The sequence below is a fragment of the Vibrio sp. 1159 genome (genome assembly GCF_033340395.1).
Taxonomy (GTDB): Bacteria; Pseudomonadota; Gammaproteobacteria; order Enterobacterales; family Vibrionaceae; genus Vibrio; species Vibrio alginolyticus.
In genome coordinates this window covers 146,507-170,974 of the sequence record NZ_JAWOWL010000005.1, presented here as the reverse complement: position 1 = coordinate 170,974, position 24,468 = coordinate 146,507, and the positions used below count along the sequence as shown (strand labels likewise).

Annotated in this window: 26 protein-coding genes, 1 riboswitch and 1 other annotated feature; of the genes, 15 read left to right on the top strand and 11 right to left on the bottom strand. The window is 44.1% G+C overall.

Annotation, left to right across the window (positions count from 1 at the left end):
* Window positions 1-121 precede the first annotated feature (121 nt).
* Both hflD and mnmA read right to left on the bottom strand, forming a co-directional pair.
* The gene (hflD, locus tag R7127_RS06645; RefSeq protein WP_005378194.1) at window positions 122-739 is read right to left on the bottom strand and encodes a high frequency lysogenization protein HflD; all 618 of its coding nucleotides are present in this window, start codon (window positions 737-739) and stop codon (window positions 122-124) included.
* Between the two features lie 10 nt (window positions 740-749).
* Entirely contained in the window at window positions 750-1,874 is a 1,125-nt protein-coding gene (mnmA, locus tag R7127_RS06640) for a tRNA 2-thiouridine(34) synthase MnmA (protein ID WP_005378192.1), read from the bottom strand.
* A gap of 188 nt (window positions 1,875-2,062) precedes the next feature.
* On the opposite strand from mnmA, the gene R7127_RS06635 reads away from it, so the two are divergent.
* Window positions 2,063-2,332, top strand: coding sequence for a hypothetical protein (locus R7127_RS06635; RefSeq protein ID WP_005378190.1), 270 nt, complete (start codon window positions 2,063-2,065; stop codon window positions 2,330-2,332).
* A gap of 117 nt (window positions 2,333-2,449) precedes the next feature.
* A complete protein-coding gene (locus R7127_RS06630; RefSeq protein WP_005378187.1) occupies window positions 2,450-3,754 on the top strand; it encodes an inosine/guanosine kinase in 1,305 nt (434 codons plus the stop codon).
* Window positions 3,755-3,881: 127 nt separating this feature from the next.
* Here the strand turns inward: R7127_RS06630 and R7127_RS06625 are convergent, their stop codons facing one another.
* Complete coding sequence (locus R7127_RS06625) at window positions 3,882-4,289, bottom strand: H-NS family nucleoid-associated regulatory protein (protein ID WP_005378185.1); 408 nt, start codon at window positions 4,287-4,289, stop codon at window positions 3,882-3,884.
* A 581-nt stretch (window positions 4,290-4,870) separates the two neighbouring features.
* Window positions 4,871-5,053, top strand: a riboswitch (Lysine riboswitch).
* A gap of 109 nt (window positions 5,054-5,162) precedes the next feature.
* Here R7127_RS06625 and tet(35) point away from each other — a divergent pair.
* The 9 genes from tet(35) (at window position 5,163) to hisIE (ending at window position 14,310) form a co-directional block, all read left to right on the top strand.
* Entirely contained in the window at window positions 5,163-6,764 is a 1,602-nt protein-coding gene (gene tet(35) / locus R7127_RS06620; RefSeq protein ID WP_005378182.1) for a tetracycline efflux Na+/H+ antiporter family transporter Tet(35), read from the top strand.
* Between the two features lie 180 nt (window positions 6,765-6,944).
* Window positions 6,945-7,082 (top strand) — a sequence feature (His leader region).
* A 53-nt stretch (window positions 7,083-7,135) separates the two neighbouring features.
* A complete protein-coding gene (gene hisG / locus R7127_RS06615) occupies window positions 7,136-8,032 on the top strand; it encodes an ATP phosphoribosyltransferase (RefSeq protein WP_005378180.1) in 897 nt (298 codons plus the stop codon).
* Between the two features lie 5 nt (window positions 8,033-8,037).
* A complete protein-coding gene (hisD, locus tag R7127_RS06610; RefSeq protein WP_172563320.1) occupies window positions 8,038-9,330 on the top strand; it encodes a histidinol dehydrogenase in 1,293 nt (430 codons plus the stop codon).
* A gap of 18 nt (window positions 9,331-9,348) precedes the next feature.
* Window positions 9,349-10,389 (top strand): histidinol-phosphate transaminase, encoded by a 1,041-nt coding sequence (gene hisC, locus R7127_RS06605; RefSeq protein ID WP_017634689.1) that lies wholly within the window; start codon window positions 9,349-9,351, stop codon window positions 10,387-10,389.
* Between the two features lie 69 nt (window positions 10,390-10,458).
* Entirely contained in the window at window positions 10,459-11,532 is a 1,074-nt protein-coding gene (hisB, locus tag R7127_RS06600) for a bifunctional histidinol-phosphatase/imidazoleglycerol-phosphate dehydratase HisB (RefSeq protein WP_005389832.1), read from the top strand.
* Window positions 11,533-11,558: 26 nt separating this feature from the next.
* Window positions 11,559-12,173, top strand: a complete 615-nt coding sequence (gene hisH, locus R7127_RS06595) for an imidazole glycerol phosphate synthase subunit HisH (protein WP_017821716.1) — start codon at window positions 11,559-11,561, stop codon at window positions 12,171-12,173.
* 12 nt (window positions 12,174-12,185) lie between these two features.
* Window positions 12,186-12,923: a 1-(5-phosphoribosyl)-5-[(5-phosphoribosylamino)methylideneamino]imidazole-4-carboxamide isomerase gene (gene hisA / locus R7127_RS06590; RefSeq protein ID WP_053307442.1), complete on the top strand. Its 738-nt coding sequence runs from the start codon at window positions 12,186-12,188 to the stop codon at window positions 12,921-12,923.
* A complete protein-coding gene (gene hisF, locus R7127_RS06585; protein ID WP_004749837.1) occupies window positions 12,905-13,678 on the top strand; it encodes an imidazole glycerol phosphate synthase subunit HisF in 774 nt (257 codons plus the stop codon). Before hisA ends, hisF begins: the two co-directional genes overlap by 19 nt.
* On the top strand, window positions 13,675-14,310 hold the full coding sequence (hisIE, locus tag R7127_RS06580; RefSeq protein ID WP_053307441.1) for a bifunctional phosphoribosyl-AMP cyclohydrolase/phosphoribosyl-ATP diphosphatase HisIE: 636 nt from the start codon (window positions 13,675-13,677) through the stop codon (window positions 14,308-14,310). Before hisF ends, hisIE begins: the two co-directional genes overlap by 4 nt.
* 275 nt (window positions 14,311-14,585) lie before the next feature.
* On the opposite strand, the gene R7127_RS06575 is transcribed toward hisIE, so the two are convergent.
* From R7127_RS06575 to R7127_RS06560, 4 genes are all read right to left on the bottom strand, one after another.
* The gene (locus R7127_RS06575; protein WP_031812834.1) at window positions 14,586-15,101 is read right to left on the bottom strand and encodes a YchJ family protein; all 516 of its coding nucleotides are present in this window, start codon (window positions 15,099-15,101) and stop codon (window positions 14,586-14,588) included.
* Window positions 15,102-15,188: 87 nt separating this feature from the next.
* Window positions 15,189-16,403 carry an EAL and HDOD domain-containing protein gene (locus tag R7127_RS06570; protein WP_017821720.1) on the bottom strand — a complete coding sequence of 405 codons (1,215 nt, stop codon included), beginning with the start codon at window positions 16,401-16,403 and terminating at the stop codon, window positions 15,189-15,191.
* Window positions 16,404-16,501: 98 nt separating this feature from the next.
* Window positions 16,502-17,239 carry a UDP-2,3-diacylglucosamine diphosphatase gene (gene lpxH / locus R7127_RS06565; protein WP_005378157.1) on the bottom strand — a complete coding sequence of 246 codons (738 nt, stop codon included), beginning with the start codon at window positions 17,237-17,239 and terminating at the stop codon, window positions 16,502-16,504.
* 60 nt (window positions 17,240-17,299) lie between these two features.
* Window positions 17,300-17,794 carry a peptidylprolyl isomerase gene (locus R7127_RS06560; RefSeq protein ID WP_005378156.1) on the bottom strand — a complete coding sequence of 165 codons (495 nt, stop codon included), beginning with the start codon at window positions 17,792-17,794 and terminating at the stop codon, window positions 17,300-17,302.
* 202 nt (window positions 17,795-17,996) lie between these two features.
* On the opposite strand from R7127_RS06560, the gene cysS reads away from it, so the two are divergent.
* Together cysS and R7127_RS06550 are read left to right on the top strand one after the other, a co-directional pair.
* Entirely contained in the window at window positions 17,997-19,379 is a 1,383-nt protein-coding gene (cysS, locus tag R7127_RS06555; protein WP_005378155.1) for a cysteine--tRNA ligase, read from the top strand.
* An 87-nt stretch (window positions 19,380-19,466) separates the two neighbouring features.
* Window positions 19,467-20,045 (top strand): thymidine kinase, encoded by a 579-nt coding sequence (locus R7127_RS06550; protein WP_005378154.1) that lies wholly within the window; start codon window positions 19,467-19,469, stop codon window positions 20,043-20,045.
* Window positions 20,046-20,105: 60 nt separating this feature from the next.
* Here R7127_RS06550 and R7127_RS06545 read toward each other — a convergent pair whose 3' ends face one another.
* From R7127_RS06545 to R7127_RS06535, 3 genes are read right to left on the bottom strand one after another with little or no spacing between them, the layout of a single operon-like run.
* A complete protein-coding gene (locus tag R7127_RS06545) occupies window positions 20,106-20,744 on the bottom strand; it encodes a YdcF family protein (RefSeq protein ID WP_017821723.1) in 639 nt (212 codons plus the stop codon).
* Window positions 20,741-21,568, bottom strand: a complete 828-nt coding sequence (locus tag R7127_RS06540; RefSeq protein ID WP_017634682.1) for an NAD-dependent epimerase/dehydratase family protein — start codon at window positions 21,566-21,568, stop codon at window positions 20,741-20,743. The genes R7127_RS06545 and R7127_RS06540 overlap by 4 nt, the downstream gene beginning before the upstream one ends.
* A gap of 18 nt (window positions 21,569-21,586) precedes the next feature.
* Window positions 21,587-22,465, bottom strand: a complete 879-nt coding sequence (locus tag R7127_RS06535; protein ID WP_005378151.1) for a LysR family transcriptional regulator — start codon at window positions 22,463-22,465, stop codon at window positions 21,587-21,589.
* Window positions 22,466-22,554: 89 nt separating this feature from the next.
* Here R7127_RS06535 and R7127_RS06530 point away from each other — a divergent pair, with 89 nt between their 5' ends.
* The gene (locus R7127_RS06530) at window positions 22,555-23,001 is read left to right on the top strand and encodes a PACE efflux transporter (protein WP_005378150.1); all 447 of its coding nucleotides are present in this window, start codon (window positions 22,555-22,557) and stop codon (window positions 22,999-23,001) included.
* Between the two features lie 43 nt (window positions 23,002-23,044).
* Here the strand turns inward: R7127_RS06530 and R7127_RS06525 are convergent, their stop codons facing one another.
* Window positions 23,045-23,278, bottom strand: a complete 234-nt coding sequence (locus R7127_RS06525; RefSeq protein ID WP_005387662.1) for a TIGR02647 family protein — start codon at window positions 23,276-23,278, stop codon at window positions 23,045-23,047.
* 299 nt (window positions 23,279-23,577) lie between these two features.
* Here R7127_RS06525 and focA point away from each other — a divergent pair, with 299 nt between their 5' ends.
* A complete protein-coding gene (gene focA, locus R7127_RS06520; protein WP_005378146.1) occupies window positions 23,578-24,438 on the top strand; it encodes a formate transporter FocA in 861 nt (286 codons plus the stop codon).
* Window positions 24,439-24,468 lie beyond the last annotated feature (30 nt).

Below are 24,468 nucleotides of genomic sequence, written 5' to 3'. Positions count from 1 at the left end.
TGAGCTTTATACCAATAACTGTGGCAATTGTCACGAATATTGCGCAAACGTTTGCGCGAGATTTGTTTTAGTCGAAAAAAATGAGCTCGCGATAAACGCGAGCTGCTTATTTGATATTTTACTACAGACGAGCAAGAAGGATTTGTGCTTGCTCTACCATCTTCTTGCGCCCGAAGATTAGGTGGCGACGCTTACCACCAACTTGACGCCAAAGAACTGCACTACGAATGCCAGATAACAACAGCGCACGAACTTTGTGTTGGCTTGCCGTCTGCTGCAGTACAGATGGCGTGCCCGTTACTTGAATGCGTGGGCCAATAGGGCTAACGACATCCAGATAGATGCTCGCTAAATTGCTGATCATTTGATCGTCTAGTAGCTCAAAGTGCTCTGACTGACGCTTGGCCATTTGAATACGATCACCAAGCTGAGACATAGCATCGTTTCGAGAGCTTAACTTACGTTCTAACGCCATTAAACTAATAATGTAACGAGTAATTTCACTGCCTGATGGTGTGCTATCAATCCCTTTAACCAAGCATTCTAGGCCGAGCTTTAGATCGGCTTCGCGACCGAATACGCCAACTGTGTTAGCAGGGTTAGTGCTCAAAATAGCGTTGATTGATGTTTCAAAAGCATCTTGATCACAATGTCCGTTTCTCGCTACCTGTTGAACTAAAGCAACAGCTTGGCAAATCCCAGCGAAAGCGATAGTACGGTCATAAAGTGTATTCGCCACGTAACGACTCCTAAGCTTGAGAATATTTAATGCGTTGCTCGATGATGCCGCCACCTAGGCACACGTCACCTTTGTAGAACACTGCTGATTGACCTGGAGTTACAGCAATTTGTGGCTCGTCAAAGATAACTTTAATGTTTTCATCATCGATAGGGATGATTGTACAAGGAATATCTTCCTGACGGTAACGAGTTTTCACTGTGCACTTCATAACATCGCGAATTGGCTCACGATCTACCCAGTGAAGTTGTGATGCAAGTAGACCTTCTGATTTCAACATTGGATGGTCTTTACCTTGAACGGCAATCAAAACGTTACGTTCTAGATCTTTCTCACCAACGAACCATGGGTCCTCGTTACCACCGCCGCCTTTACGGCCACCAATGTGTAGACCTTTACGCTGACCAAGTGTGTGGTACATCAGGCCTTGGTGTTGACCAATCACTTCGCCTTCTGGAGTCTCGATATTACCAGGCTGAGCTGGAAGGTAGCGACCCAGGAATTCCGTAAACTTACGTTCACCGATGAAACAAATACCAGTAGAGTCTTTCTTCTTCGCCGTGATTAGATCTTGCTCTTCAGCAATGCGGCGTACTTCTGGCTTCTCTAGGTCACCAACAGGGAATAGGCTACGTGCGATTTGCTCGTTGCTTAATGTGTACAGGAAGTAGCTTTGATCTTTGTTGCCATCTAGACCACGCAGCATCTGTGGTTTTTCACCATTTTCTGGGAAAGAGCGACGCACATAGTGGCCCATTGCAATGTAATCAGCATCAAGTACTTCATCAGCGAATTCTAGGAATGCTTTGAACTTGATTTCTTTGTTACAAAGAATGTCAGGGTTCGGAGTACGGCCAGCTTTGTATTCAGCAAGGAAGTACTCAAATACGTTATCCCAGTATTCGGCAGCAAAGTTGATAGTGTGTAGGTGGATGCCTAGCTTGTCACATACTGCCTGAGCGTCAGCAAGATCTTCTGCCGCTGTACAATATTCTTCGTTGTCATCTTCTTCCCAGTTCTTCATGAAAAGGCCTTCTACTTGGTAGCCTTGCTGCTTTAGAAGATACGCGGAAACAGATGAATCAACGCCGCCGGACATACCGACGATGACTTTCTTTTGGCTGTTATCAGACATTACTAAACACCACTTAAATAAACGGGATGCAGATTCTATCAGAATCCACAGACCGGTGACAGATCCGAGATCGAAATCACAATTCGTTTCGCTGGATTTTTCTTCAACAAAGATTCGAACGAGTAATTTCGCAAGTATAGAAGAGGTATATATGGCATAGTTGGCCAAAATCCAAGAGGAAACACCAAATGACAGAAGAAAACCAATTTATGCAAGAAAGTGAGTTGATTGAAATTGTGGAAAATCAGCTCGAAGATGGCAACCCGCTTAAAGTAAAAGAAACCCTTATGCGTTTAATGATGACTGGCACACCACGTGAAGATGCGGTTGCGATGATGGCATGTGCGATGTCAATTGAGATTTTTGATGTAATGAAGAATGAAGGTGAGTTCAACCTAAAGCGTTATAGCGAGCACCTTGAGCAACTACCAGATCTCAGCTTTATGGAAGGTGAATAAGCCACCTAAAAGAAAAAAGCTGTCAGCAAACGTTTGCTATAATCGCTTTTATTGCTGCTTTATTATTAGCGGTATAGAATCCGCTCTCCTTTTCATCCCCTTACTCAGACTGACAATATGAAATTTCCTGGACAACGCAAATCGAAGCACTATTTTCCTGTTCATGCTCGTGACCCGCTGGTGAGCCAAGCACAAGAAAGCAAGAAGATGACGCGCACTCACATCATTGGTATTGACCAAACCTTGGTTGATATTGAAGCAAAAGTTACAACGGATGTGATTGAAAAGTACGGTCTGAGTAAAGGTCACTCTCTGGTTATCGATGACGAAAGAGCAGAAGAGTTATACCAGCAACTGAAAGAAGAGAACTTGATTACCAATGAGTATGCGGGCGGTACAATTGGTAACACGCTACATAACTACTCCGTGCTAGCGGATGATCGCTCCACACTACTTGGAGTGATGAGCCAGGATATTAAGATTGGCAGCTACGGTTACCGTTATCTTTGTAATACATCAAGCCGCATGGATTTGAACTACCTACAAGGTGTAGATGGTGCAATTGGCCGTTGCTTTGCTCTTATCACAGAAGACGGTGAACGTACTTTTGCTATCAGCGAAGGGCAAATGAACCAACTGCATCCTGATAGCATTCCAGAGAAAATCTTTAAAAATGCATCAGCACTTGTACTGACGTCATATCTAGTACGTTGCAAAGACGGCGACCCAATGCCGGAAGCAACAATGAAAGCGATTGAGTACGCGAAAAAGAATGATGTGCCTGTTGTTCTGACTCTAGGCACAAAGTTTGTTATTCAAGATGATCCTAAATATTGGCAAGAATTCATTCGAGATAACGTTTCTGTCGTTGCGATGAATGAAGATGAAGCAGAAGCTCTGACGGGGGAATCTGATCCACTTGCTGCGTCTGATAAAACATTGGAGTGGGCTGATCTAGTATTGTGCACGGCGGGTCCTGTAGGTCTATTTATGGCTGGGTATACGGAAGATAGCGCGAAGCGCGAAACTTCTTTGCCATTACTTCCAGGGTCAATTGCTGAATTTAATCGTTATGAATTCAGTCGTCCGGCGAAAAAAGACTCATGCGAGACGCCAATAAAAGTGTACTCGCATATCTCGCCATATATGGGTGGCCCAGAAAAAATTAAGAATACAAATGGCGCAGGTGATGCCGCGTTATCTGCTGTTCTTCATGATATGGCAGCAAATAAATACCATAAAGAAAATGTGCCTAATTCAAGCAAGCACAGTAACGAGTATTTAACTTACTCTTCTTTTTCTCAAGTCTGCAAATACGCAAACCGTGCTAGCTACGAAGTTCTCGTGCAACATTCACCACGATTGTCGCGCGGACTTCCTGAGCGAGAAGATAGCCTAGAAGAAGCATACTGGGAACGTTAATACGAAGCGGTTTAATTAACTATTCTGTAACTAAAGTAAAAGGCACATTAAGAAATGTGCCTTTTTTATTTGTAATGGTTTAAATAAAAAAGGCTCCCTATGGGAGCCTTTTAAAAATAGCACGGATCTAGATTAGGAACTCATCCAGAGATTTACCTGCATCAAGTTGCTCTTGAATCGCCGAAGGTGTACGACCTTGGCCAGTCCAAGTTTTCTCATTACCGTTTGAATCTGTGTATTTGTATTTAGCAGGGCGAGGTGCGCGCTTCGCTTTGCCTTTCGTCTTAGTTTCGCCAGATAGCGCAGTAATAAGTGCTTCTACGTCAATACCGTCTTGAGCGATTTTCTCAGCAATCTCTGCAAGCTTAGCTTCTTGCTCTGCTTGTGCTGCGCGTTCTGCTTCTTCTGCTTCACGACGCTCATCTACGACAGTAGTGAGTTTATCTAGAGCTTCTTCCAATTGTTCTAGAGTCAGCTCACGAGAAAATGCACGAAGGCTACGGATATTTAGAAGGGTTTTAGTCAGCTCTGACATAACGATTCCTATTAAAAGGTTAATGTGTTGGGCACTTTTTATCGTTACGATTAAATAATGCCAATCTATAAATAAACAAGAGTCCTTATATTTAACTTTATCTTTTCCTTATGTGCAAATGCTAAATCAAGATTTTGTTTAAATTTGACTATTTTTTAAAGCAATTAATATTATTACACTCGAAATAAATCATTATTAGATGAGAACTAAAATCAACAATCATTATTGTATAGAGAGAGTGACAGCTTGGTTTTTTATAAAAAAATTTGAGTTATTACTTAAAAATATGAAGCATCCATCTTTAATGGTGTGTCATATATCCTTAATTTATTGATATAAGATAAACCATGATATTTCTAAGGTAGTAATAATGTTTCATAAATAACATGATTGATGTGATTTCAGTTGCACAAAACTTATGGAAGTAGGCAAGGTTTATAAATTATCTCAGTCATTATTTATTTGTTTAATTTAGTTTGATGTGTTGCATTGACTCTCATCATAAGTACAATGGCTGCCACCTGATGCAATATTGCAGACAATTTGTTGTTAATTTGTACAGTTAGTGGTTAATTGTTTGTTGTTGCCGTAGAGGCGCGGTCTCGAAGAGTAGCTATTATTGGGGTGATGCCAATGAATAATAGTGGAAGGCGAAGATTGCCGAAGTAAGTAACTCATCAAAGTTACTTGCTGGGGTTGTATCTGAAAGGAACAACACTGCCATAGTATATATTCACATTAAACTATGGAGCGCTACTGTAGGGTTGGGTGGAGTGTTCGCTTCCCTGTCGCTAAGTTCAACATGAGCACGTATCGTATGCTACGTGACTTGTCTGCAGTAGATCTCTAGCCAAACTTTGGTTTTTGAAGATCATGAATTTAATAGATTTTTCTAGTTCTCCTGTTTCATTATTGCCACCTATTGTCGCTTTGACTTTGGCGATTTTGACTCGACGTGTATTAGTTTCCTTGGGTGTAGGTATCGTGCTAGGTGCGGTGCTACTTAATAGCTGGTCTATCAGCGACACCGCAGGTTACGTCAGTTCTCAAGTTTCTTCTGTCTTTATTGAAGATGGCGGAATTAACACTTGGAACATGAGCATTGTTGGTTTCCTAATCTTATTAGGTATGACAACAGCTTTATTAACGCTATCTGGCGGTACTCGTGCTTTTGCTGAATGGGCACAATCTCGAGTGAAGAGTAAACGCGGCTCCAAACTTCTTGCCGCCTTTTTAGGCGTATTCATTTTTGTCGATGATTACTTTAATAGCCTTGCTGTTGGTGCGATCTCTCGCCCAGTAACCGATCGCTTTTATGTGTCTCGCGCTAAGCTTGCGTACATTCTAGACTCAACCGCTGCTCCAATGTGTGTAATTATGCCTGCTTCTAGCTGGGGTGCTTACATTATTACTATTATTGGCGGGATCTTAGTCTCACATGGGATCACAGAGTATTCGGCTCTTGGCGCATATGTTCGTCTTATCCCAATGAACTTCTACGCCGTTTTTGCGCTGCTAATGGTGTTCGCTGTTGCGTGGTTTGGTCTTGATATTGGTAAAATGCGTGAGCATGAAATCTCTGCATCGCAAGGTCGTGGCTTTGATAAAGACAAAGAAAATGACTCGCAAGAAGCGCATGACCTAAACGAAGAGCTAGATATCCGTGAAAGTGAAAAGGGTAAAGTGTCAGATTTGATACTTCCTATCGTAACGCTGATTATCGCGACTATCGCTTCAATGCTTTACACGGGTGGCCAAGCATTGGCTGCTGATGGTAAGGAGTTTGCGCTTCTTGGTGCTTTTGAAAATACAGATGTAGGTACATCACTAATCTACGGTAGCTTGCTTGGCTTAGCTGTTGCACTGTTTACTGTTGTGAAGCAAGGTCTACCAATGGCTGAGATCGCACGTACACTTTGGATTGGTGCTAAGTCTATGTTTGGTGCGATTCTAATCTTAGTATTTGCCTGGACCATTGGTTCTGTTATCGGTGATATGAAGACTGGTACTTACCTTTCGACAATGGCGCAGGGCAACATTAACCCACACTGGCTACCAGTTATCCTATTCTTGTTGTCTGGCCTAATGGCGTTCTCAACAGGTACTTCATGGGGTACGTTCGGCATTATGCTACCAATCGCGGGTGACATGGCTGGCGCAACAGACGTAGCGCTAATGCTACCGATGCTGAGTGCGGTTTTAGCTGGTGCGGTATTCGGTGACCATTGTTCACCAATCTCAGATACGACTATCTTGTCATCGACGGGTGCACGTTGTAACCACATTGATCACGTATCAACACAGCTACCTTATGCATTATCAGTCGCGCTTGTTTCATGCGTGGGCTTTATTGCTCTTGGTATGACTGCTTCAATTGCGTTTTCGTTTATTGCAGCGTCGATAACATTCGTTATCGTTTGCGCTATTTTGTCATGGCTTTCAAAGTCTAAAATAGCGTCTTGCCAGAGTGCGTAATTCACTGATTTAAAAGGTGAAATTGTAGGAGGCTTCGGCCTCCTTTTTTATTTGTATTATACAATTCGAATTTTTTTAAAATTAAGGGTTGAAAAAAGTAATCAGCTTGGTTAGTGTGGTTGGTAACAAAGCAAATGAGAAGAGCCTTGAAATAAGTATGCGTAATTTTGTAATGAACATTCATCACCATCATCACCCAATCTAGTCTTTCGGGCGATGTACGCATACCCGGGAGGCAGGAAACTCCCGGAGGTAAAATCAAAGTAAAAGCAGATTTTAAACCCTCGGGAGACTTCAATCTCCCGAGGGTTTTTTAGTTTTATTAGTTTGAAAAATACTTAGATATCAAAATCTTGCATAGGGACAAAGCAATGCAAACACAACGTTTAAGAATCGCAATTCAGAAAAAAGGTCGTCTTAGCAAAGAGAGTCAAGCTCTACTAAAACAGTGCGGCGTAAAGTTCAACGTAATGGGCGAGCGTTTAGTTGTCCATTCTGAAAATATGCCAATTGATTTACTCTTGGTTCGTGACGACGACATCCCAGGTTTAATTATGGATGGCGTGGTTGACCTTGGCTTTATTGGCGAAAATGAACTAGAAGAAGTTCGCCTTGACCGCAAAGCATTAGGTGAACCCTGCGAGTTTGTTCAGCTTCGTCGACTTGATTTTGGTGGCTGTCGTTTATCTATCGCAATCGACAAGGACGAAGAGTACAACGGTCCACAAGACTTAGCTGGCAAGCGTATTGCTACAACGTATCCTCAACTTCTAAAAGCGTACATGGATGAAGCCGGCGTTCCATTCTCTACATGTATGCTGACAGGCTCTGTAGAAGTTGCGCCTCGCGCGGGTCTCGCTGATGCTATCGCTGATTTGGTTTCTACAGGTGCAACACTGGAAGCGAACGGCCTTAAAGAAGCTGAAATTATCTTCAAATCAAAAGCGACATTGATTCAACGCACAGGTGAGTTCGACGCAGACAAAGTGGCGCTAATCGAAAAGCTGTTAACTCGCATGCAAGGCGTGCAGCAAGCGAAAGAATCTAAGTACATTATGCTTCACGCCCCAGCAGAGAAGTTAGATCAAATTAAAGCACTACTGCCAGGTGCTGAAGACCCAACTGTTCTTCCTCTTTCTGCAGATAAGCAGAAAATGGCTGTTCACTTAGTGAGTTCTGAAAACCTATTCTGGGAAACAATGGAACAGCTGAAAGAGTTGGGCGCAAGTTCAATTCTCGTTCTACCAATTGAAAAAATGATGGAGTAAGCATCATGAGAACAGTCGTTTGGCAATCATTAAGTGAGAATCAGCAAGACTCTATTTTGGAGCGCCCTGCTATTGCAGAAGGTGCCAATATCACCACTGCTGTGGCCGAAGTTATTGCTAAAGTTCGAGAAGAAGGTGACTCTGCTCTTATTGAGCTGACAGAAAAGTTTGACCGTGTTAAGCCTGAATCCATTCGTGTTTCTTCTCAGGAAATTAAGGCAGCGTCAGAGCGTTTGTCAGAGTCAATGAAGAGCGCACTAGAGCAAGCTTACGCCAATATTTCTAAGTTCCACAAAGCGCAAAAGCCGCAACCGATCAAGGTGGAAACGCAGCCAGGTGTTCTTTGTGAACAAGTAACACGTCCAATTCAAAAAGTGGGTTTGTACATTCCTGGTGGCAGTGCGCCTTTGCCATCGACTGTTTTGATGCTCGGCGTTCCTGCAAAAATTGCAGGTTGTCGTAAAGTCGTTCTTTGTTCTCCACCCCCAATCGCTGATGAGATCCTTTATGTCGCGAAACTGTGTGGCATTGATGAGGTGTATAACGTCGGTGGTGGCCAAGCAGTTGCTGCAATGGCTTATGGCACCGAGACTGTATCGAAAGTAGATAAGATCTTTGGTCCGGGCAACGCTTACGTGACCGAAGCAAAACGACAGGTTAGCAATGATTTCCGCGGTGCTGCGATTGATATGCCAGCAGGGCCATCAGAAGTTCTTGTGATTGCCGATGAAACCGCAGATCCAGACTTTATCGCTGCGGATCTTTTGAGCCAAGCAGAACACGGTCCTGATTCTCAAGTGGTATTGGTGACTCCTTCTCCTGTGATTGCTGATCAAGTGACGGATGCGGTTCAACGTCAGCTTAAGGAGCTATCTCGTGCAGACATCGCAGAAAAGGCTCTGGCATCAAGCTTGATCATTATTTCCGAGTCGATGACGCAGTCAGTTTCTATTTCCAATTACTACGGTCCTGAGCACTTGATTGTTCAGACTAAGAACCCTCGTGAGCTTCTACCTCTACTTGATAATGCAGGCTCTATCTTCCTTGGGGATTGGTCGCCTGAATCTGCGGGAGATTACGCATCGGGGACTAACCACGTCCTTCCTACTTACGGTTACACACGTACTTATTCAAGCTTAGGTTTGGCGGATTTCTCTAAACGAATGACGGTTCAGGAGCTTTCTGCTGATGGTTTAAAGAACCTTGCACCAACGGTAGTCACGATGGCTGAAGCGGAAGGTCTGGACGCTCACAAACGTGCTGTTACTATCCGCGTAGAAAAATTAGCAAGTAAGTAAGAATAAGAGAGTAATGAGATGGAAAAGCTAGCGCGTAAACAAGTCCAACAGCTTACCCCTTATATGTCGGCTCGCCGAATCGGTGGTACGGGTGACGTATGGCTAAATGCCAACGAATCACCATTTAACAATGAATACAAAACAGACTTTGCTCGTCTTAATCGTTACAGCGAATGCCAACCGAAAGAACTGATTTCCGCTTACGCAGCGTATGCGGGTGTGAAACCAGAACAAACACTGACTTCTCGCGGCGCAGACGAAGGTATTGAGTTATTAATTCGTGCATTCTGTGAGCCGGGTGAAGATGCGATTCTTTACTGCCCACCAACTTACGGTATGTACGCCATCAGTGCAGAAACCATCGGTGTAGAGCGCAAAACCGTGCCGCTAACGTCAGATTGGCAACTAGACCTTGCAGGCATCGAAGCTAATCTGGATAACGTGAAACTGGTTTTTGTATGTTCGCCAAACAACCCAACGGGTAACTTGGTTAAGCGTGAGGACATTGTGTCTCTGCTTGAGATGACAAAAGACCGTGCAATCGTGGTGATGGATGAAGCGTACATCGATTTTTGTCCAGAAGCGTCAACGGTAGACCTACTGGCGCAATACCCGAATCTTGCGATTCTGCGTACTCTGTCGAAAGCTTTTGCGCTTGCAGGTCTGCGTTGTGGATTTACGCTTGCGAACGAAGAGCTTATTAATGTACTTCTTAAAGTTATCGCACCTTACCCAGTCCCAGTTCCAGTGGCAGAAATTGCGACTCAGGCGCTTTCGGAAGCTGGTTTAGCACGAGCGAAGTTTCAAGTTCTCGATTTGAATGCAAACCGTGCTTACTTGCAAGTTGGCCTTTCAATGATTCCGGGTTTGGAAGTGTTTGAAGGGTGGGGGAACTACCTATTGGTGAAATTCCCAGATGGCGATGACCTTTTCAAAGCGGCTTGGGATACGGGCATTATTTTGCGTAACTCGCCAATTGAAAACTGTGTGCGTATCAGTGTGGGTAACCGTGACGAGTGCGAAAAAACGCTTGGATTTATCAGAAACTACTACGCATAAATAGAGACAGAATTTATCGCTCTCGCTCAATAGCGGGAGCGCCAAAAGAATAGCAATAAGGAAGTTCGAGTGAGCAAACAACAAAAAATCCTTTTTATTGATCGTGATGGCACCTTAATTGTCGAGCCGCCGATTGATTTTCAAGTAGACCGTTTAGATAAACTAAAACTGGAACCATTTGTTATCCCAAGCCTGCTGTCGTTGCAGGATGCAGGATACCGTCTAGTGATGGTCACGAACCAAGATGGTTTGGGTACCGACAGCTACCCACAAGCTGATTTTGATGCACCACACAACATGATGATGGAGATCTTTGAATCTCAAGGTGTGAAGTTTGATGATGTGCTGATTTGTCCTCACTTCGATGAAGATAACTGCTCTTGCCGTAAGCCTAAATTGGGCTTGGTAAAAGAGTACCTTCAAGGTGGCAAAGTGGATTTTCAAAACTCTGTTGTGATTGGCGATCGTCAAACCGATCTTCAACTTGCAGAAAACATGGCAATTCGTGGCATTCAATACAACCCAGAAACCATGGGTTGGAAACAGATCCTAAAAGATCTCACGGTGAAGGCTCGCGTTGCTGAAGTGGTTCGCACCACAAAAGAAACAGACATTAAAGTATTCGTTAATCTTGACGAGCAAGGCGGTAACGATATTTCTACAGGTCTTGGCTTTTTTGACCACATGCTGGATCAAATTGCGACGCACGGTGGATTCCAAATGGTGTGCAAAGTGGAAGGTGACCTGCACATTGATGATCACCACACAGTAGAAGATACCGCTCTTGCGTTGGGTCAAGCGTTGAAAGAAGCACTGGGTGACAAGCGTGGTATTGGTCGCTTTGGCTTTAGCTTGCCAATGGATGAGTGTTTGGCGCAATGCGCACTAGACCTATCAGGTCGTCCTTACCTTAAGTTCGACGCGCAGTTTAGTCGTGAGCAAGTGGGTGATCTTTCAACAGAGATGGTGGTTCACTTCTTCCGCTCTCTGACTGACACATTAGCGTGTACGTTGCACCTGTCTTCTGCGGGCAACAATGATCACCACATCATTGAAAGCTTGTTTAAAGCGTTTGGTCGTACTTTGCGCCAAGCAATCAAAGTAGAAGGCACTGAGCTACCAAGTAGTAAAGGCGTGCTTTAAGGCTAACTTTAGCAAGGAGAAAAACAGTGACAGAACAGAAAGTTGTCATTATCGATACTGGCTGTGCCAACGTTTCTTCGGTGAAGTTTGCCATTGAACGCCTAGGCTATGACGTAACGATTTCAAAAGATCCGCAAGTCGTATTATCCGCAGATAAGCTATTCCTACCGGGTGTGGGAACCGCCAGCGAAGCGATGAAGAACCTAGAAGAGCGCGATCTGATCAGCTTGGTAAAACAGGTAGAAAAGCCATTACTAGGTATCTGTTTAGGCATGCAACTGTTGGGCAAAGTGTCTCAAGAGAAAGGGCAGAAAGCCGACGAGTTAGTTGAGTGTCTTGGACTTTGTGATGGCGAAGTGAAGCTACTACAAACTGGCGATTTGCCGTTGCCGCATATGGGGTGGAACACGGTCTCTGCAAAAGCAGGTAATCCACTTTTCAAAGATATTGAAGAAGGAGAGTATTTCTACTTCGTGCACAGCTTTGCGATGCCTGTTGGGGATTACACGATTGCGGAATGTGAATACGGCAACCCGTTCACAGCAGCAGTACAAAGCGGTAACTATTACGGCGTGCAATTCCACCCTGAGCGTTCTTCAAAAGCGGGCGCGAAGCTTATTCAAAACTTCTTAGAATTATAAAAGGGATTTAGTGTGATTATTCCAGCTCTTGATTTAATTGAAGGACAGGTGGTTCGCCTTTATCAAGGTGATTACGGCCAAGTAACTGAGTACAAAGTCGACCCAGCAGAGCAGTTCAACTTGTACCACCAAGCTGGTGCTAACTGGCTGCACTTGGTGGATTTAACTGGCGCGAAAGACACGACAGCACGTCAACTTGATTTAATTGCAAAGCTACTAGCAAGCACGCCAGCGAACATCCAAATCGGTGGCGGAGTGCGCACAGAGCAAGACGTGATTGAGCTGCTAGAAGCGGGGGCTCAGCGTGTTGTCGTTGGCTCAACAGCAGTAAAACAGCCAGAGCTTGTGAAAGGTTGGATGGAAAAATACGGTGCAGAGAAAATCGTTCTCGCGCTAGACATCAACATCGATCAAGACGGCACACGTAAAGTAGCGATTTCTGGTTGGCAAGAAGATTCAGGCGTGACTATCGAAGCTCTGATCAACGATTACCTGACGGTAGGTTTGCAGCACGTGCTTTGTACGGACATTTCTCGTGACGGTACGCTAGAAGGCTCAAACGTAGAGCTTTATGTCGACCTATGTAAACAGTACCCACAAGTGCAGTTTCAATCTTCAGGTGGCATTGGCTCATTAGCAGATATCGAAGCGCTAAAAGGCAGCGGTGTGGCTGGTGTGATTGTTGGTCGTGCGCTGTTAGATGGTAAATTCACAGCAGAGGAGGCATTTGCATGCTGGCAAAGCGAATAATTCCATGTCTTGATGTTCGTGATGGACAAGTGGTGAAGGGCGTCCAGTTCCGCAACCACGAAATCATTGGCGACATCGTTCCTCTGGCGCAGCGTTATGCGGAAGAAGGCGCTGACGAGCTTGTGTTCTACGATATTACCGCTTCAAGTGATGGGCGTGTCGTTGACAAAAGTTGGGTCGCTCGCGTTGCTGAAGTGATTGATATTCCCTTCTGTGTCGCTGGTGGTATTAAATCAGCGGAAGATGCAGCGCGCATTCTTGAGTTTGGTGCAGACAAAGTGTCTATTAACTCACCTGCATTGGCTAACCCGCAACTGATTACTGACCTTGCTGATAAGTTTGGTGTGCAATGTATCGTCGTTGGTATCGATTCATACTACGACAAAGAGACAGGCAAGTATCAGGTTTACCAGTTTACTGGCGATGAAGAACGCACCAAAGCAACTCAATGGGAAACACGTGATTGGGTGCAAGAAGTACAAAAGCGTGGCGCTGGTGAAATCGTACTGAACATGATGAACCAAGACGGCGTACGTAACGGTTACGATATTGAACAACTTAACATGGTGCGTGAAGTGTGTAACGTGCCATTGATTGCATCGGGTGGGGCAGGTGCTATGGAGCACTTTGCGGAAGCATACCAAAAAGCAAATGTGGATGGCGCGCTTGCCGCATCGGTATTCCACAAACAAGTCATCAATATTGGTGAACTAAAGCAGTATTTGAAACAACAAGGCATTGAGGTACGACTATGAGTGTGAAAGCCGCCGAAGTAAGTTCGCTAGTTGAGCGAATCAACTGGGAAAAGGTGGATGGTCTGGTACCTGCTATCGTACAAGATTTCCAATCAAGCCAAGTGCTGATGATGGGTTATATGAACCAAGATGCGTTGGCAAAAACGGGCGAAACAGGTCAAGTGACGTTTTTCTCTCGTACCAAGCAGCGTCTTTGGACGAAAGGTGAGACCTCCGGCAACGTATTGCAACTAGTGAACATTCAGCTCGATTGCGACAACGATACGCTACTGGTGAAAGTGAATCCCATTGGTCCTACGTGTCACTTGGGTAACACAACTTGCTGGGATGTGGACCCTCAAGAGGAGTCACAAATGGTGTGGCTTCATCAACTTGAGCAGCTATTGGCTGCCCGCAAGAGTGCCGACCCAGATTCCTCTTATACTGCCAGTCTTTATGCCCGTGGCACCAAGCGTATTTCGCAAAAAGTGGGCGAAGAAGGCGTTGAAGTCGCGCTTGCGGCGACGTCGGGCGATAAGGCGGAGTTAGTGTGTGAATCTGCAGATTTGATTTATCACTTAATGGTATTGCTTCAAGACCAAGGCTTATCGATGAATGACGTAGTGAACAAACTGAAAGAGCGTCATAAGTAAGCTTGCGATAAGTGAAAGCCCCTATGCTCTCGAGCCTAGGGGCTTTTTACTTTAGTGTTCTTGATTCGGGGCAAAAACCGGCAACAGTGCTGGTGGCGATTAGATTCTGAATCACGCTCGTCCCTCGCTGTTCAGAATGACGGTATATTTTCTAATGGTACTTGCAGTAGAGTTATTTACTTCAAATAGGTACATATATTCACGTCACTCCAACGAACCTAGGCGAAGTCAAGAATCCAATTAAATCGAGCTCAATAAGCTAGGAGTGGATGATCTTACCCACAACACTTCTTAAATTTCTTACCGCTTCCACAGATACACGGGTCGTTACGACCTACTTTTAGGCTACTCACTGGTTGGTTTAGGCGAGGATCTTGTTCTGGTTCTTCTTCTAGCTCTTCTTCTGGAAACGTGCCGTCAATGTAGTACCAAAGCCCATTTTCTTTCACGAAACGAGAACGCTCTGTCATACAGTAGCGTTTGCCGTCTTCATCAAAATAAGCGCTAAACTCTACAAAGCCTTCATTGTCATTACTGCCAGCTTCTGTTTTTACAACTTCAAGCTTGCACCAATCGCTGTCGATAGATTGGGCAATGCCTTCACGTTGCTCTTCTGCATTACAGCTTGGGTGGTATGTGTTCACCACGTAATCCACTAGACCTAACACATGCGCGCTGTAACGAGAGCGCATTAGCTGCTCCGGAGTGGTGACGTCAGCGTGGTTATTGTGGGCAATTTCACAACACTGTTGGTAGGTGCGGTTAGAGCCGCAAGGACAAGAAGAAGCCATAAAATGAAATCTCGATTAATTAAGCGGTAAAAACAAACAACCCCACATAAGTGAGGTCGCAGGTATTCTTTGGGGCATTATAGCCGTTTAGGGCGTTTGAGACAGCAGTTCTTGAGCCCATTCCGTCGATTGATTAAAAGCGTCTGCTAATTGAGGTTCGGTTAATTTAAGAACGGTGCAATATCGCTCGGCTAACTCCCAGTCCGCTTGTTCGTAGGCGATCGTCATCGAAAGTAAGTGACCAAGTACGCCTTTTCGACTGGTTAATGCGAGTTTTATATCTTCGTCAACGGGGATATCTTCAATGACATCCGAGAGCGGTTGATCGAGCAAAGATCCGAGCAAAGAAAACATGCCTGTCAAAAAAGCCTGCCCAGGGTCATACCTAGTGTTCATTTGACTAAGTAGCAGTTCACACATTCGTGCACGCTGAATCGCTAAAGAGTAAAGAGAGTCAGGTTTATCTTCTTGAACGGAGGCAATTGCAACTAAGGAAATAAAGCGTCGTAGTCGCTCTTCACCCAGATAAATAAGCGCCTGTCTGAACGATTTGATCTTAGTCGTTAATGTATATCCTGAATTTACGTAAGTAAGCAGCTTGTATGACAGCGTCACATCAATCGAAAACAGACGTTCAACCTCATTGAAGTCGATGGGCTTATCTGCAATCTCTTTACAAAGTTGGATGACGGTAAGAAACGCGGGGTTCAACCGTTTTTTCTGGATCATCTCAGGTTTGCTAAAAAAATACCCTTGAAAATAGTTAAAACCGGCTTCTAGAGCTTGCTCAAACTCTTCATAGGTCTCTACCTTTTCCGCAAGAAAGTCGATTTTAAATGGGCTCAACGCCTGAATAAAAATGGCAGCTTTCTTGATCGGCACAAGTCTAATATCAAACTTGATCATGGAAACGTATGGAAGAAAACGCTTCCAAGCTTTCGTCGGAACAAAATCATCCAGAGCAATTTTGTACCCGCACTCATGAAGGTGCTTGATGGCTTCTAACAGTTCTTCTGTCGGTTGGCAGTCTTCAAGGACTTCAATGACGAGAGATTCTTTAGGAAACAAAGTTGGGACCAAGTTCACCAAGCTTTGATGCGGAAAGTTAACAAAGCCAAGTTTGTTTCCTAATGTGTTGTAATGCGTCGACAAAAAATGATCGGATAGCAGTCGACTAGTAGCCAGCTCTGGTTCTACTTCAGGGAAGGTATTTTTAGGGCCGTCTCGAAAGAGGAGTTCGTAACCTATGGTTCGTTTTTCTCTATCCAGAATCGGTTGGCGAGCTACGTAAGAATACTTCAATTAGGTACTTCGTTCTGTTTAACTTAGTATTATGATAATAGCGATTTTTTACAAAATATCTACGACTTGAGCGTGAATCTTCTACACGCTCTACATGCTTAACGCAAATTCTGTATGAACGGTCTCGTTTGCAGGTCAAAACTATCAGAATTTACTTTTAAAACTGAGCCTTGCGTATACCAATCCCCTAAAACAATTCGGGTCTTTTTAATGCCATCGACGTCAAAAAAATGTGTGTTCGGGCGATGTGTGTGACCATGAATCATTATGTTGACGCAGTTCTGAGACATCACTTTCTCGACCTCATTTTGGTTAACGTCCATGATATCTAATGACTTGCTCATTTTATCATCACGAATATCGGATTGAACTTTTGAGACAATTTTCTTCTTAATGAACCAAGGAATACGGTTAAACAACCATTGTAGCCATGGCTTGTGAACGGTTTTTCTAAACTCTTGGTATTTCACATCGTCAATGCAGAGCGTATCGCCATGTAGGATTACGGCTTTTTGACCATAAAGATCAATCGTGCAGACATCGTCGAGTAATGTCATACCGGTTTCTTTGCAAAAGCGTTTGCCGAGTAAAAAATCTCGATTGCCTTGGATGAAAAAAGTTGGCACACCCGCATCCGTCAGTGCTTTAAATTCTGCACGGATTTGGTCTGCAAAAGGGGTGTTGTCATCGTCACCAATCCAGAACTCAAACAGATCGCCGAGTACATAAAGTGCATCAGCTTTTGTTGCTTCTGTTCGCATGAACGTCACAAAACATTCCGTGATATCAGGACGTGATGGGGTAAGGTGAAGATCGGAAATAAATAATGTCGTCATAGAAATAAGGGGAAGCTATGCCTCCCCATTAACTTATCTTTTAAAAATAATTCCTAAGAATTACTCTTCAATTGTTGTACCAGTGATTACTACGTCTTCTAGAGGTACGTCTTGGTGCATGCCGTAAGAACCAGTGCTAACGCCTTTGATCTTATTTACGATGTCCATGCCTTCGATTACTTCACCGAACACACAGTAACCCCAACCATCTAGGCTTTCGCTACGGAAGTCTAGGAATGTGTTGTTGTTTACGTTGATGAAGAACTGAGAGCTTGCTGAATGCGGCTCCATAGTACGTGCCATAGCAAGTGTACCCACTTTGTTGCTTAGGCCGTTGTTTGCTTCGTTCTTGATAGGTGCACGAGTCGCTTTTTCACGTAGACCAGACTCCATACCACCACCTTGGATCATGAAGCCGTCAATAACACGGTGGAAAAGCGTGTTGTCGTAGAAACCGTCGCGGCAGTACTGAAGGAAGTTTGCGCTTGTCTCTGGCGCTTTCTCTTCGTTTAGTTGAATCTTGATGTCACCAAAATTAGTGTGAAGGGTGATCATGCTACTTTCCTTTACTGTGTTGTGTTGAGCCCGAGATTCTAGCCTAAGTTCTAGTGCTTTAAAAACTCAGGAAGAGGAAATTCTTCGTTTTGTGCTTGAAGTTTAGCCGATTATCGTTTTATCGGTTAATTGCTATTACCTAACTAGGTTGGAGTTGATATACTCATCTTCTTTTATTCATTCACAATCATAGATAGAGATCATGTTAAAGATATATAACACACTCACAAGACAGAAAGAGGAATTCAAACCAATTACAGCTGGCAAAGTCGGTATGTATGTCTGTGGAGTTACCATCTACGATCTCTGTCACATTGGTCACGGTCGTACTTTCGTCTCTTTTGACGTTGTATCACGTTACCTTCGCTACTTGGGCTACGATCTGACGTTTGTACGTAACATCACAGATATCGACGATAAGATCATCAAACGTGCCGCAGAAAATGGTGAGTCTTGCGATTCATTGACTGAGCGTTTGATTGGTGAAATGCACGCTGATTTTGATGCGCTGAACATGAAACGCCCGGACGTTGAACCTCGTGCGACACAGTTTATTGCTGAAATCATCGAATTGGTTGAGAAGCTAATCGAGCGCGGTTTTGCATACGTTGCAGATAACGGTGACGTAATGTTTGAAGTGGGTAAGTTCAACGAATACGGCAAGCTTTCTAAGCAAGACCTTGATCAGCTTCAAGCTGGCGCGCGCGTTGATATCGAAACAGCAAAACGCAGCCCTCTAGACTTTGTACTTTGGAAGATGTCTAAGCCGGGTGAACCAACGTGGGAGTCACCATGGGGTCCTGGTCGTCCAGGTTGGCACATTGAGTGTTCAGCAATGAACTCTTCAATCCTAGGTAACCACTTCGACATTCACGGCGGCGGTTCTGACCTTCAGTTCCCACACCATGAAAATGAAATCGCGCAATCATGCTGTGCACACGATACACAATACGTGAACACATGGATGCACAGCGGCATGGTAATGGTAGACCGTGAGAAGATGTCTAAATCTCTAGGTAACTTCTTTACTATCCGTGACGTTCTTGGTCACTACGATGCTGAAACAGTGCGTTACTTCCTAATGTCTGGTCACTACCGTAGCCAGTTAAACTACAGCGAAGATAACCTAAACCAAGCACGTGCTTCGCTTGAGCGCCTGTACACATCTCTACGTGGTTTAGACCTAAACGCGGCGCCTGCTGGTGGTGAAGAATACGTATCTCGCTTCACTGCAGCGATGAACGATGACTTCAACACACCAGAAGCGTACTCAGTTCTGTTCGACATGGCGCGCGAAGTTAACCGCCTGAAGACAGAAAATCTAGAGAAAGCGAGCGAACTCGGTGCGCTAATGCGTGAACTAGCTGACGTGATCGGTATTCTTCACCAAGATCCTGAAGCCTTCCTAAAAGGTGATGCGGGTAACGATGATGAAGTGGCTGAAATCGAAGCTCTGATCAAGCTGCGTAACGACTCTCGTGCTGCGAAAGATTGGGCGAATGCAGATATGGCTCGTGACAAGCTGACCGAAATGGGCATTGTTCTGGAAGATGGTCCAGAAGGCACAACGTGGCGTCGTAAGTAATTGAATTTTCATTTTTAAGGGGCTGATAATTCAGCCCTTTTATTTTCCATTTCCATAAATTAAAACTTTAACTTTAGGTAATGCTCTGTGGCTCAGATGTATTTCTATTACTCAGCAATGAATGCGGGTAAATCAACAACGCTTCTTCAATCCTCTTTCAACTATCAAGAACGCGGCATGACGCCAGTTATTTTTACGGCTGCGCTAGATGATCGTTTTGGTGTCGGTAAAGTGAGCTCTCGTATTGGTCTTCAATCTGACGCACATTTATTTCGTCAGGATACCAATTTGTATCAGGAGATCGCAGCTCTGAATGAGGTTGAAAAACGTCACTGTATTCTTGTTGATGAGTGTCAGTTCTTGTCGAAAGAACAAGTTTATCAACTTACTGAAGTCGTTGATAAGTTGCATATTCCAGTATTGTGTTACGGCCTTCGCACCGATTTTCTAGGCGAACTTTTTGAAGGCAGTAAGTATCTATTATCTTGGGCGGACAAGCTGGTTGAGCTCAAAACAATCTGCCATTGCGGCCGCAAAGCGAATATGGTTATTCGTACCGATGAACACGGCGTGGCAATTAAAGAAGGCGATCAAGTTGCGATCGGCGGTAACGATAAGTATGTCTCCGTATGCCGCCAACATTACAAAGAAGCGCTCGGTAAATAAGCCGTATTGATACATAAAAGCCACCGAACTTGGTGGCTTTTTGTTGTCGGTTAGAAAAAGTTAGACTAAGTCAAAACCAAACCGCTCGAGTAAAACCTGGTAAGAAGATTCGACTTGCTGAGGGATGTTCTGCTCGGTTTGAAATCCTTTCTCTGGATAGCTTTTTACGCGAGAGAAATCTTCCATTAGTGCTTCTAGCACCATCATTAATGGCATGTCTTCATTAATGTATTCAAAAAATGGAAGAGCCGCAGAGCTTACTTGGAGCTGAGTGTAGGGTGACTGCCACTGTTTTTCAAATGTCGCGATTGCTCTACGCTCCATAAACGGTTTTTGTACCAGAATAAACGAGGAACATTGTTTTCCTTCCTCTTTTAATCGTTGCTCAGTAAAGCGGACGTTTTCTCCGCTGTTTGTGGATTTAGTCTCGAGCAAAATTGCTTTGCTTGGAACGCCCGACAACTTTGCAATCTCGGCAAAGGTTTCTGCTTCGCTTTTTTCAAACAGTCCATCTGTGAAGCGACCTTCACCCCCTGAAAATACAATCAAAGGTGCCAACTTTTGGTGGTAGAGCTTGGCAGCGTGCTCCGCTACACGCACATCATTACTGCACATCACAAACAAACAGTCCGCAGGCTTCAGTTCATGTTTAAGTTGCATGTAATCCCAAAGCGTTTCTATATGTCTATAGAGTCTCATAGCGCATCCAAAGTTGAATTGAAGTGAAATCGATAACCAAGTGAGAGTAGTTTGTCAGCAAGAATACGCTTGTCAGCTTGCTCTGTGACGGGTGGAAGAGGTATCTCACTTCCGATTTTGTTTATGGCAGCTTGGTAGAACTCAGCCTTGCTGACAGTATGAGGTGTCGTAACATTAATGACTTGGTTGCTTAAATTGCCTAAGGCAAATTTCGCAGCCGAGACAGCATCATCTTGATGAAGCATATTAGCTGGTGCTTTACGACTAACTTGTTGAAGCCTTGCTGCAAAGCGAGATGGGTGTCTATCTGGCCCGATTAATCCGCTACAACGTAGAATAACAAAGCTAATATTCGAGTCGATAACATGCTGCTCTGCTTGAAGCATAATACGTGCATTGTCAGAGAAATAAGGGCTTTCGGCTGCTAAAGAGATTGACGCGTCAGCTTCTTCCATATCGGAAGCAAGGTTAGGGTAAACCGTTGTAGAGCTGATCATGAGAAGTTTTTCAACGTTGTTTTGCTTAGCTGCGTTGGCAAGTATTTGCCATTGCTGTGCATATTCTTGACCGCGTCCTTTACGAAATCCTGGAGGAAAAGCACCGATAACGTGCGTAATTTGATGCTGTTTGAGCAGCTCATCTAGCCGTGCTGTGGCGTTCAATTGATTGAAATCGAACAATGCGGAGTGAGTTAATGAGGTGGGTAACTCTTTTAATCGAGTTTGGCTACGACGAGTGACAACAACATAGTGTCCATCTTTCATCAATGTTTCTGCTAGCGGAGTTCCGAGCCAGCCTGCACCTACGATCAATGTATTTGCCATTTGGGTCTTCCTACTTACTTATGTCTGCCCGAATAGGTTGAGCAGTTCTGCTTTGGCTTGTTGATGGAGGGGATCTGAATGCCATTTCTGGTGCTGAATAAGGTCAACATTGACTTGCCAAGCCAGTTTTGTGAAATCATCCCCAACTTTTTTTAATGTATTAGGTGAATACGCGACTAAATGCTGTGGTAGAAAGCACCAACCAAACCCTTTATTCGCCAATTCCAACAAAATATAGTAGTTATCAGCGTACCAGATATCTGGGCTAAATGCTTGATTGAGACCACATGGCTCTGCACTTTTGGATCGTATGACCAATTGACGATGTTGTTTTAGTTGATCAATGTGAGTGATTTGCTGCTTTGCTAAAGGATGTGTTGAAGAGACATAGACATCAAATGCAATATTGCCAAGATTGGTGAAATCGATGTGCCTTGGCATTTGTAAATCACTCAAAATAATCCCAGTCGTGGCGCGTTCCGACTTAACCAATTCAATGATATCAGGGCTTGATGCCGTTAAGCATTCAACTTGTAAGTGTGGAAAGCGTTGCTCTAACTTCTTTAGCACATCCGGCAAGCGAGTCAGAGGAATCCCTTCATCAATAGCTAAGACTAATTTGTTCGTTGGCGTGGAAAAGAGCTGCGATGCCCTATTGTTTAGGCGGTCGAGTTGGCTGATTGTTGCTTGTGCATAAGGTACGAGCGCGAGGCCATTCTCAGTTAATTTAGGGTACCTGCCTGATCGATCAAAAAGCTCAACGCCACAGTCGATCTCCATATTCATGATGTGCTGGCTCACTACAGATTGAGCTCGCCCCAGTTTTCTAGCTGCTCCTGAAAATGATCCTGCTTCTGATGTAGCAATAAAAGCTTGCAGTTGTTCGATGGTAAACATATCGCTTAAACCGATGGTATCTAACTTTTGGTTATCTAAATAATAGATAAAATTCTAAGCATTGAGTAGAACTATTTGGACAGAGAAATATGACTCGTAACGAACGAATTTTTCATGCAGTACTTTTTGAGTTAATCGCACTCGCGATTATTGTACCAGCGGCTTCATTGATCACTGGAAAGGGCTCTAGTGATCTTGCGTTGGTTGGGGTCGGGTTGAGCATGTATACCGTGATATGGAACTACATCTACAACTTGTACTTTGATAAGTGGTTTGGTGGCAATCGAGCTGAGCGAAGTTTAGCGATGCGGCTTGGACACACTGTTGGTTTCGAGGGAGGATTGATCTTTATCTCTCTACCTGTGATTGCCTGGTTCTTAGAAATTACGCTTCTTCAAGCTCTGATGCTGGAAGCCGGCTTCCTCGTTTTCTTCCTATTTTATGCTACTGGTTTTAACTGGTTGTATGACAAGGTTCAACCATTTAGCAAAATGAAAAAGCGATTATTGCCGCAGGCATCGACAGGAAAAATATAGGACTAAAAAACGCCACCGAGTTCGGTGGCGTTTTTTGTTCAAATTACACAGACAAAACTCTTAAAATCTTATCTGCATGTTCTGCAACTTCAATGCCTTCGTCTGTTAGATAACCACCGTCAGGCTGTGTACAAAGTTGCTTCTTATATAGACGAGCAACGGCTGCCTGCATTTCTTCTGACGCGTCTGTATGAACTTTAATACCAGTTGCAGCACTACTTAGGTCGAACTGAAGAAGTAGATTCAATTCGGCGATATGTTCAGCTGAATATTTCATAAATGATTCCTTTGCGCTTTTTTTACCAAGCTAGTCTGAAAAGTAGCGTTGGGCAACATTCAACGACAAGAAGTGTTAAGTATGGCGCTATCAGGCTGATATAACGCAGGATCTTTGTTCGAAAGGCCGAATACTTGTTAAGTATCAATGATACTTACGGTAGCGAATGATAGGCGCTATTTATTGCTTGATCTCCCAATAACAACGATTTTAGTAAACACGCCAAATAGCACTTGAAAAAATAGGGAAATAGAGCGATTATCCGCGCCTCTTTAAATGTTTCTAAATGTTACACCAGAATGAACTTTAATCAGTTTGACTCACTATTACCGCCACAAGCTGCGGAACGCGCGGCTGAAGTGGGGGTAGGCAAAGCAACGAAAGCTCCAATCAAATCTTTTCTGCTCGCCATTTCTGCGGGGCTTCATATTGGTATTGCTTTCATCTTCTATACCACAGTAACGACAGGCGCAGGCGAGCTGCCTTGGGGCATTACACGACTCATTGGTGGTCTGGCATTTAGCCTTGGTTTGATTTTGGTGGTGGTTACTGGCGGCGAGCTTTTCACTAGCTCTGTGCTAACACTAGTTGCGCGTGCGAGTGGAAAAATCTCTTGGCAAGCACTTATCAAAAACTGGTTGGTGGTTTACTTTGGCAATATGGTTGGGGCCATTTTGCTCGTGGCCTGTATGCTAGTTACCAAGCAATATATGTTTGATCATGGCCAAGTTGGTCTTAACGCGATGGCGATCTCCCAACACAAATTACATCATGGTTTCTTTGCTGCTGTTGCGCTTGGCATTATGTGTAACGTATTAGTTTGTATTGCAGTTTGGATGACGTTTAGTGGGCGAACATTGACAGATAAAATAGCGGTCATGATTTTGCCTGTGGCTATGTTCGTGTCGGCAGGTTTTGAGCACTGTATTGCGAACATGTTCCAAGTACCTATGGCGATTGGTATTAAGTACTTTGCGCCAGAAGCGTTTTGGCAAATGACAGGGGCAGATATTGCAAACTACGCGGACTTAAACATGATGGGGTTCATCGTAAACAACCTAATTCCTGTTACGATAGGAAACATTATTGGTGGTGGCGTATTTGTTGGCATGTGGTATTGGATGATTTATCTACGCGATGAAGATAACCATTTGCGATAAGTTTAGAAGATCACAAGAAAGGCGAACCAG

What these genes read in the sequence shown, in the direction of transcription:
- mnmA (WP_005378192.1), bottom strand. Translation starts at nt 1,874, where the DNA reads ATGTCTGATAACAGCCAAAAGAAAGTCATCGTCGGTATGTCCGGCGGC.
- R7127_RS06635 (WP_005378190.1), top strand. Translation starts at nt 2,063, where the DNA reads ATGACAGAAGAAAACCAATTTATGCAAGAAAGTGAGTTGATTGAAATT.
- R7127_RS06630 (WP_005378187.1), top strand. Translation starts at nt 2,450, where the DNA reads ATGAAATTTCCTGGACAACGCAAATCGAAGCACTATTTTCCTGTTCAT.
- R7127_RS06625 (WP_005378185.1), bottom strand. Translation starts at nt 4,289, where the DNA reads ATGTCAGAGCTGACTAAAACCCTTCTAAATATCCGTAGCCTTCGTGCA.
- hisG (WP_005378180.1), top strand. Translation starts at nt 7,136, where the DNA reads ATGCAAACACAACGTTTAAGAATCGCAATTCAGAAAAAAGGTCGTCTT.
- hisD (WP_172563320.1), top strand. Translation starts at nt 8,038, where the DNA reads ATGAGAACAGTCGTTTGGCAATCATTAAGTGAGAATCAGCAAGACTCT.
- hisC (WP_017634689.1), top strand. Translation starts at nt 9,349, where the DNA reads ATGGAAAAGCTAGCGCGTAAACAAGTCCAACAGCTTACCCCTTATATG.
- hisF (WP_004749837.1), top strand. Translation starts at nt 12,905, where the DNA reads ATGCTGGCAAAGCGAATAATTCCATGTCTTGATGTTCGTGATGGACAA.
- hisIE (WP_053307441.1), top strand. Translation starts at nt 13,675, where the DNA reads ATGAGTGTGAAAGCCGCCGAAGTAAGTTCGCTAGTTGAGCGAATCAAC.
- R7127_RS06575 (WP_031812834.1), bottom strand. Translation starts at nt 15,101, where the DNA reads ATGGCTTCTTCTTGTCCTTGCGGCTCTAACCGCACCTACCAACAGTGT.
- lpxH (WP_005378157.1), bottom strand. Translation starts at nt 17,239, where the DNA reads ATGACGACATTATTTATTTCCGATCTTCACCTTACCCCATCACGTCCT.
- R7127_RS06560 (WP_005378156.1), bottom strand. Translation starts at nt 17,794, where the DNA reads ATGATCACCCTTCACACTAATTTTGGTGACATCAAGATTCAACTAAAC.
- cysS (WP_005378155.1), top strand. Translation starts at nt 17,997, where the DNA reads ATGTTAAAGATATATAACACACTCACAAGACAGAAAGAGGAATTCAAA.
- R7127_RS06545 (WP_017821723.1), bottom strand. Translation starts at nt 20,744, where the DNA reads ATGAGACTCTATAGACATATAGAAACGCTTTGGGATTACATGCAACTT.
- R7127_RS06540 (WP_017634682.1), bottom strand. Translation starts at nt 21,568, where the DNA reads ATGGCAAATACATTGATCGTAGGTGCAGGCTGGCTCGGAACTCCGCTA.
- R7127_RS06535 (WP_005378151.1), bottom strand. Translation starts at nt 22,465, where the DNA reads ATGTTTACCATCGAACAACTGCAAGCTTTTATTGCTACATCAGAAGCA.
- R7127_RS06530 (WP_005378150.1), top strand. Translation starts at nt 22,555, where the DNA reads ATGACTCGTAACGAACGAATTTTTCATGCAGTACTTTTTGAGTTAATC.
- R7127_RS06525 (WP_005387662.1), bottom strand. Translation starts at nt 23,278, where the DNA reads ATGAAATATTCAGCTGAACATATCGCCGAATTGAATCTACTTCTTCAG.
- focA (WP_005378146.1), top strand. Translation starts at nt 23,578, where the DNA reads ATGAACTTTAATCAGTTTGACTCACTATTACCGCCACAAGCTGCGGAA.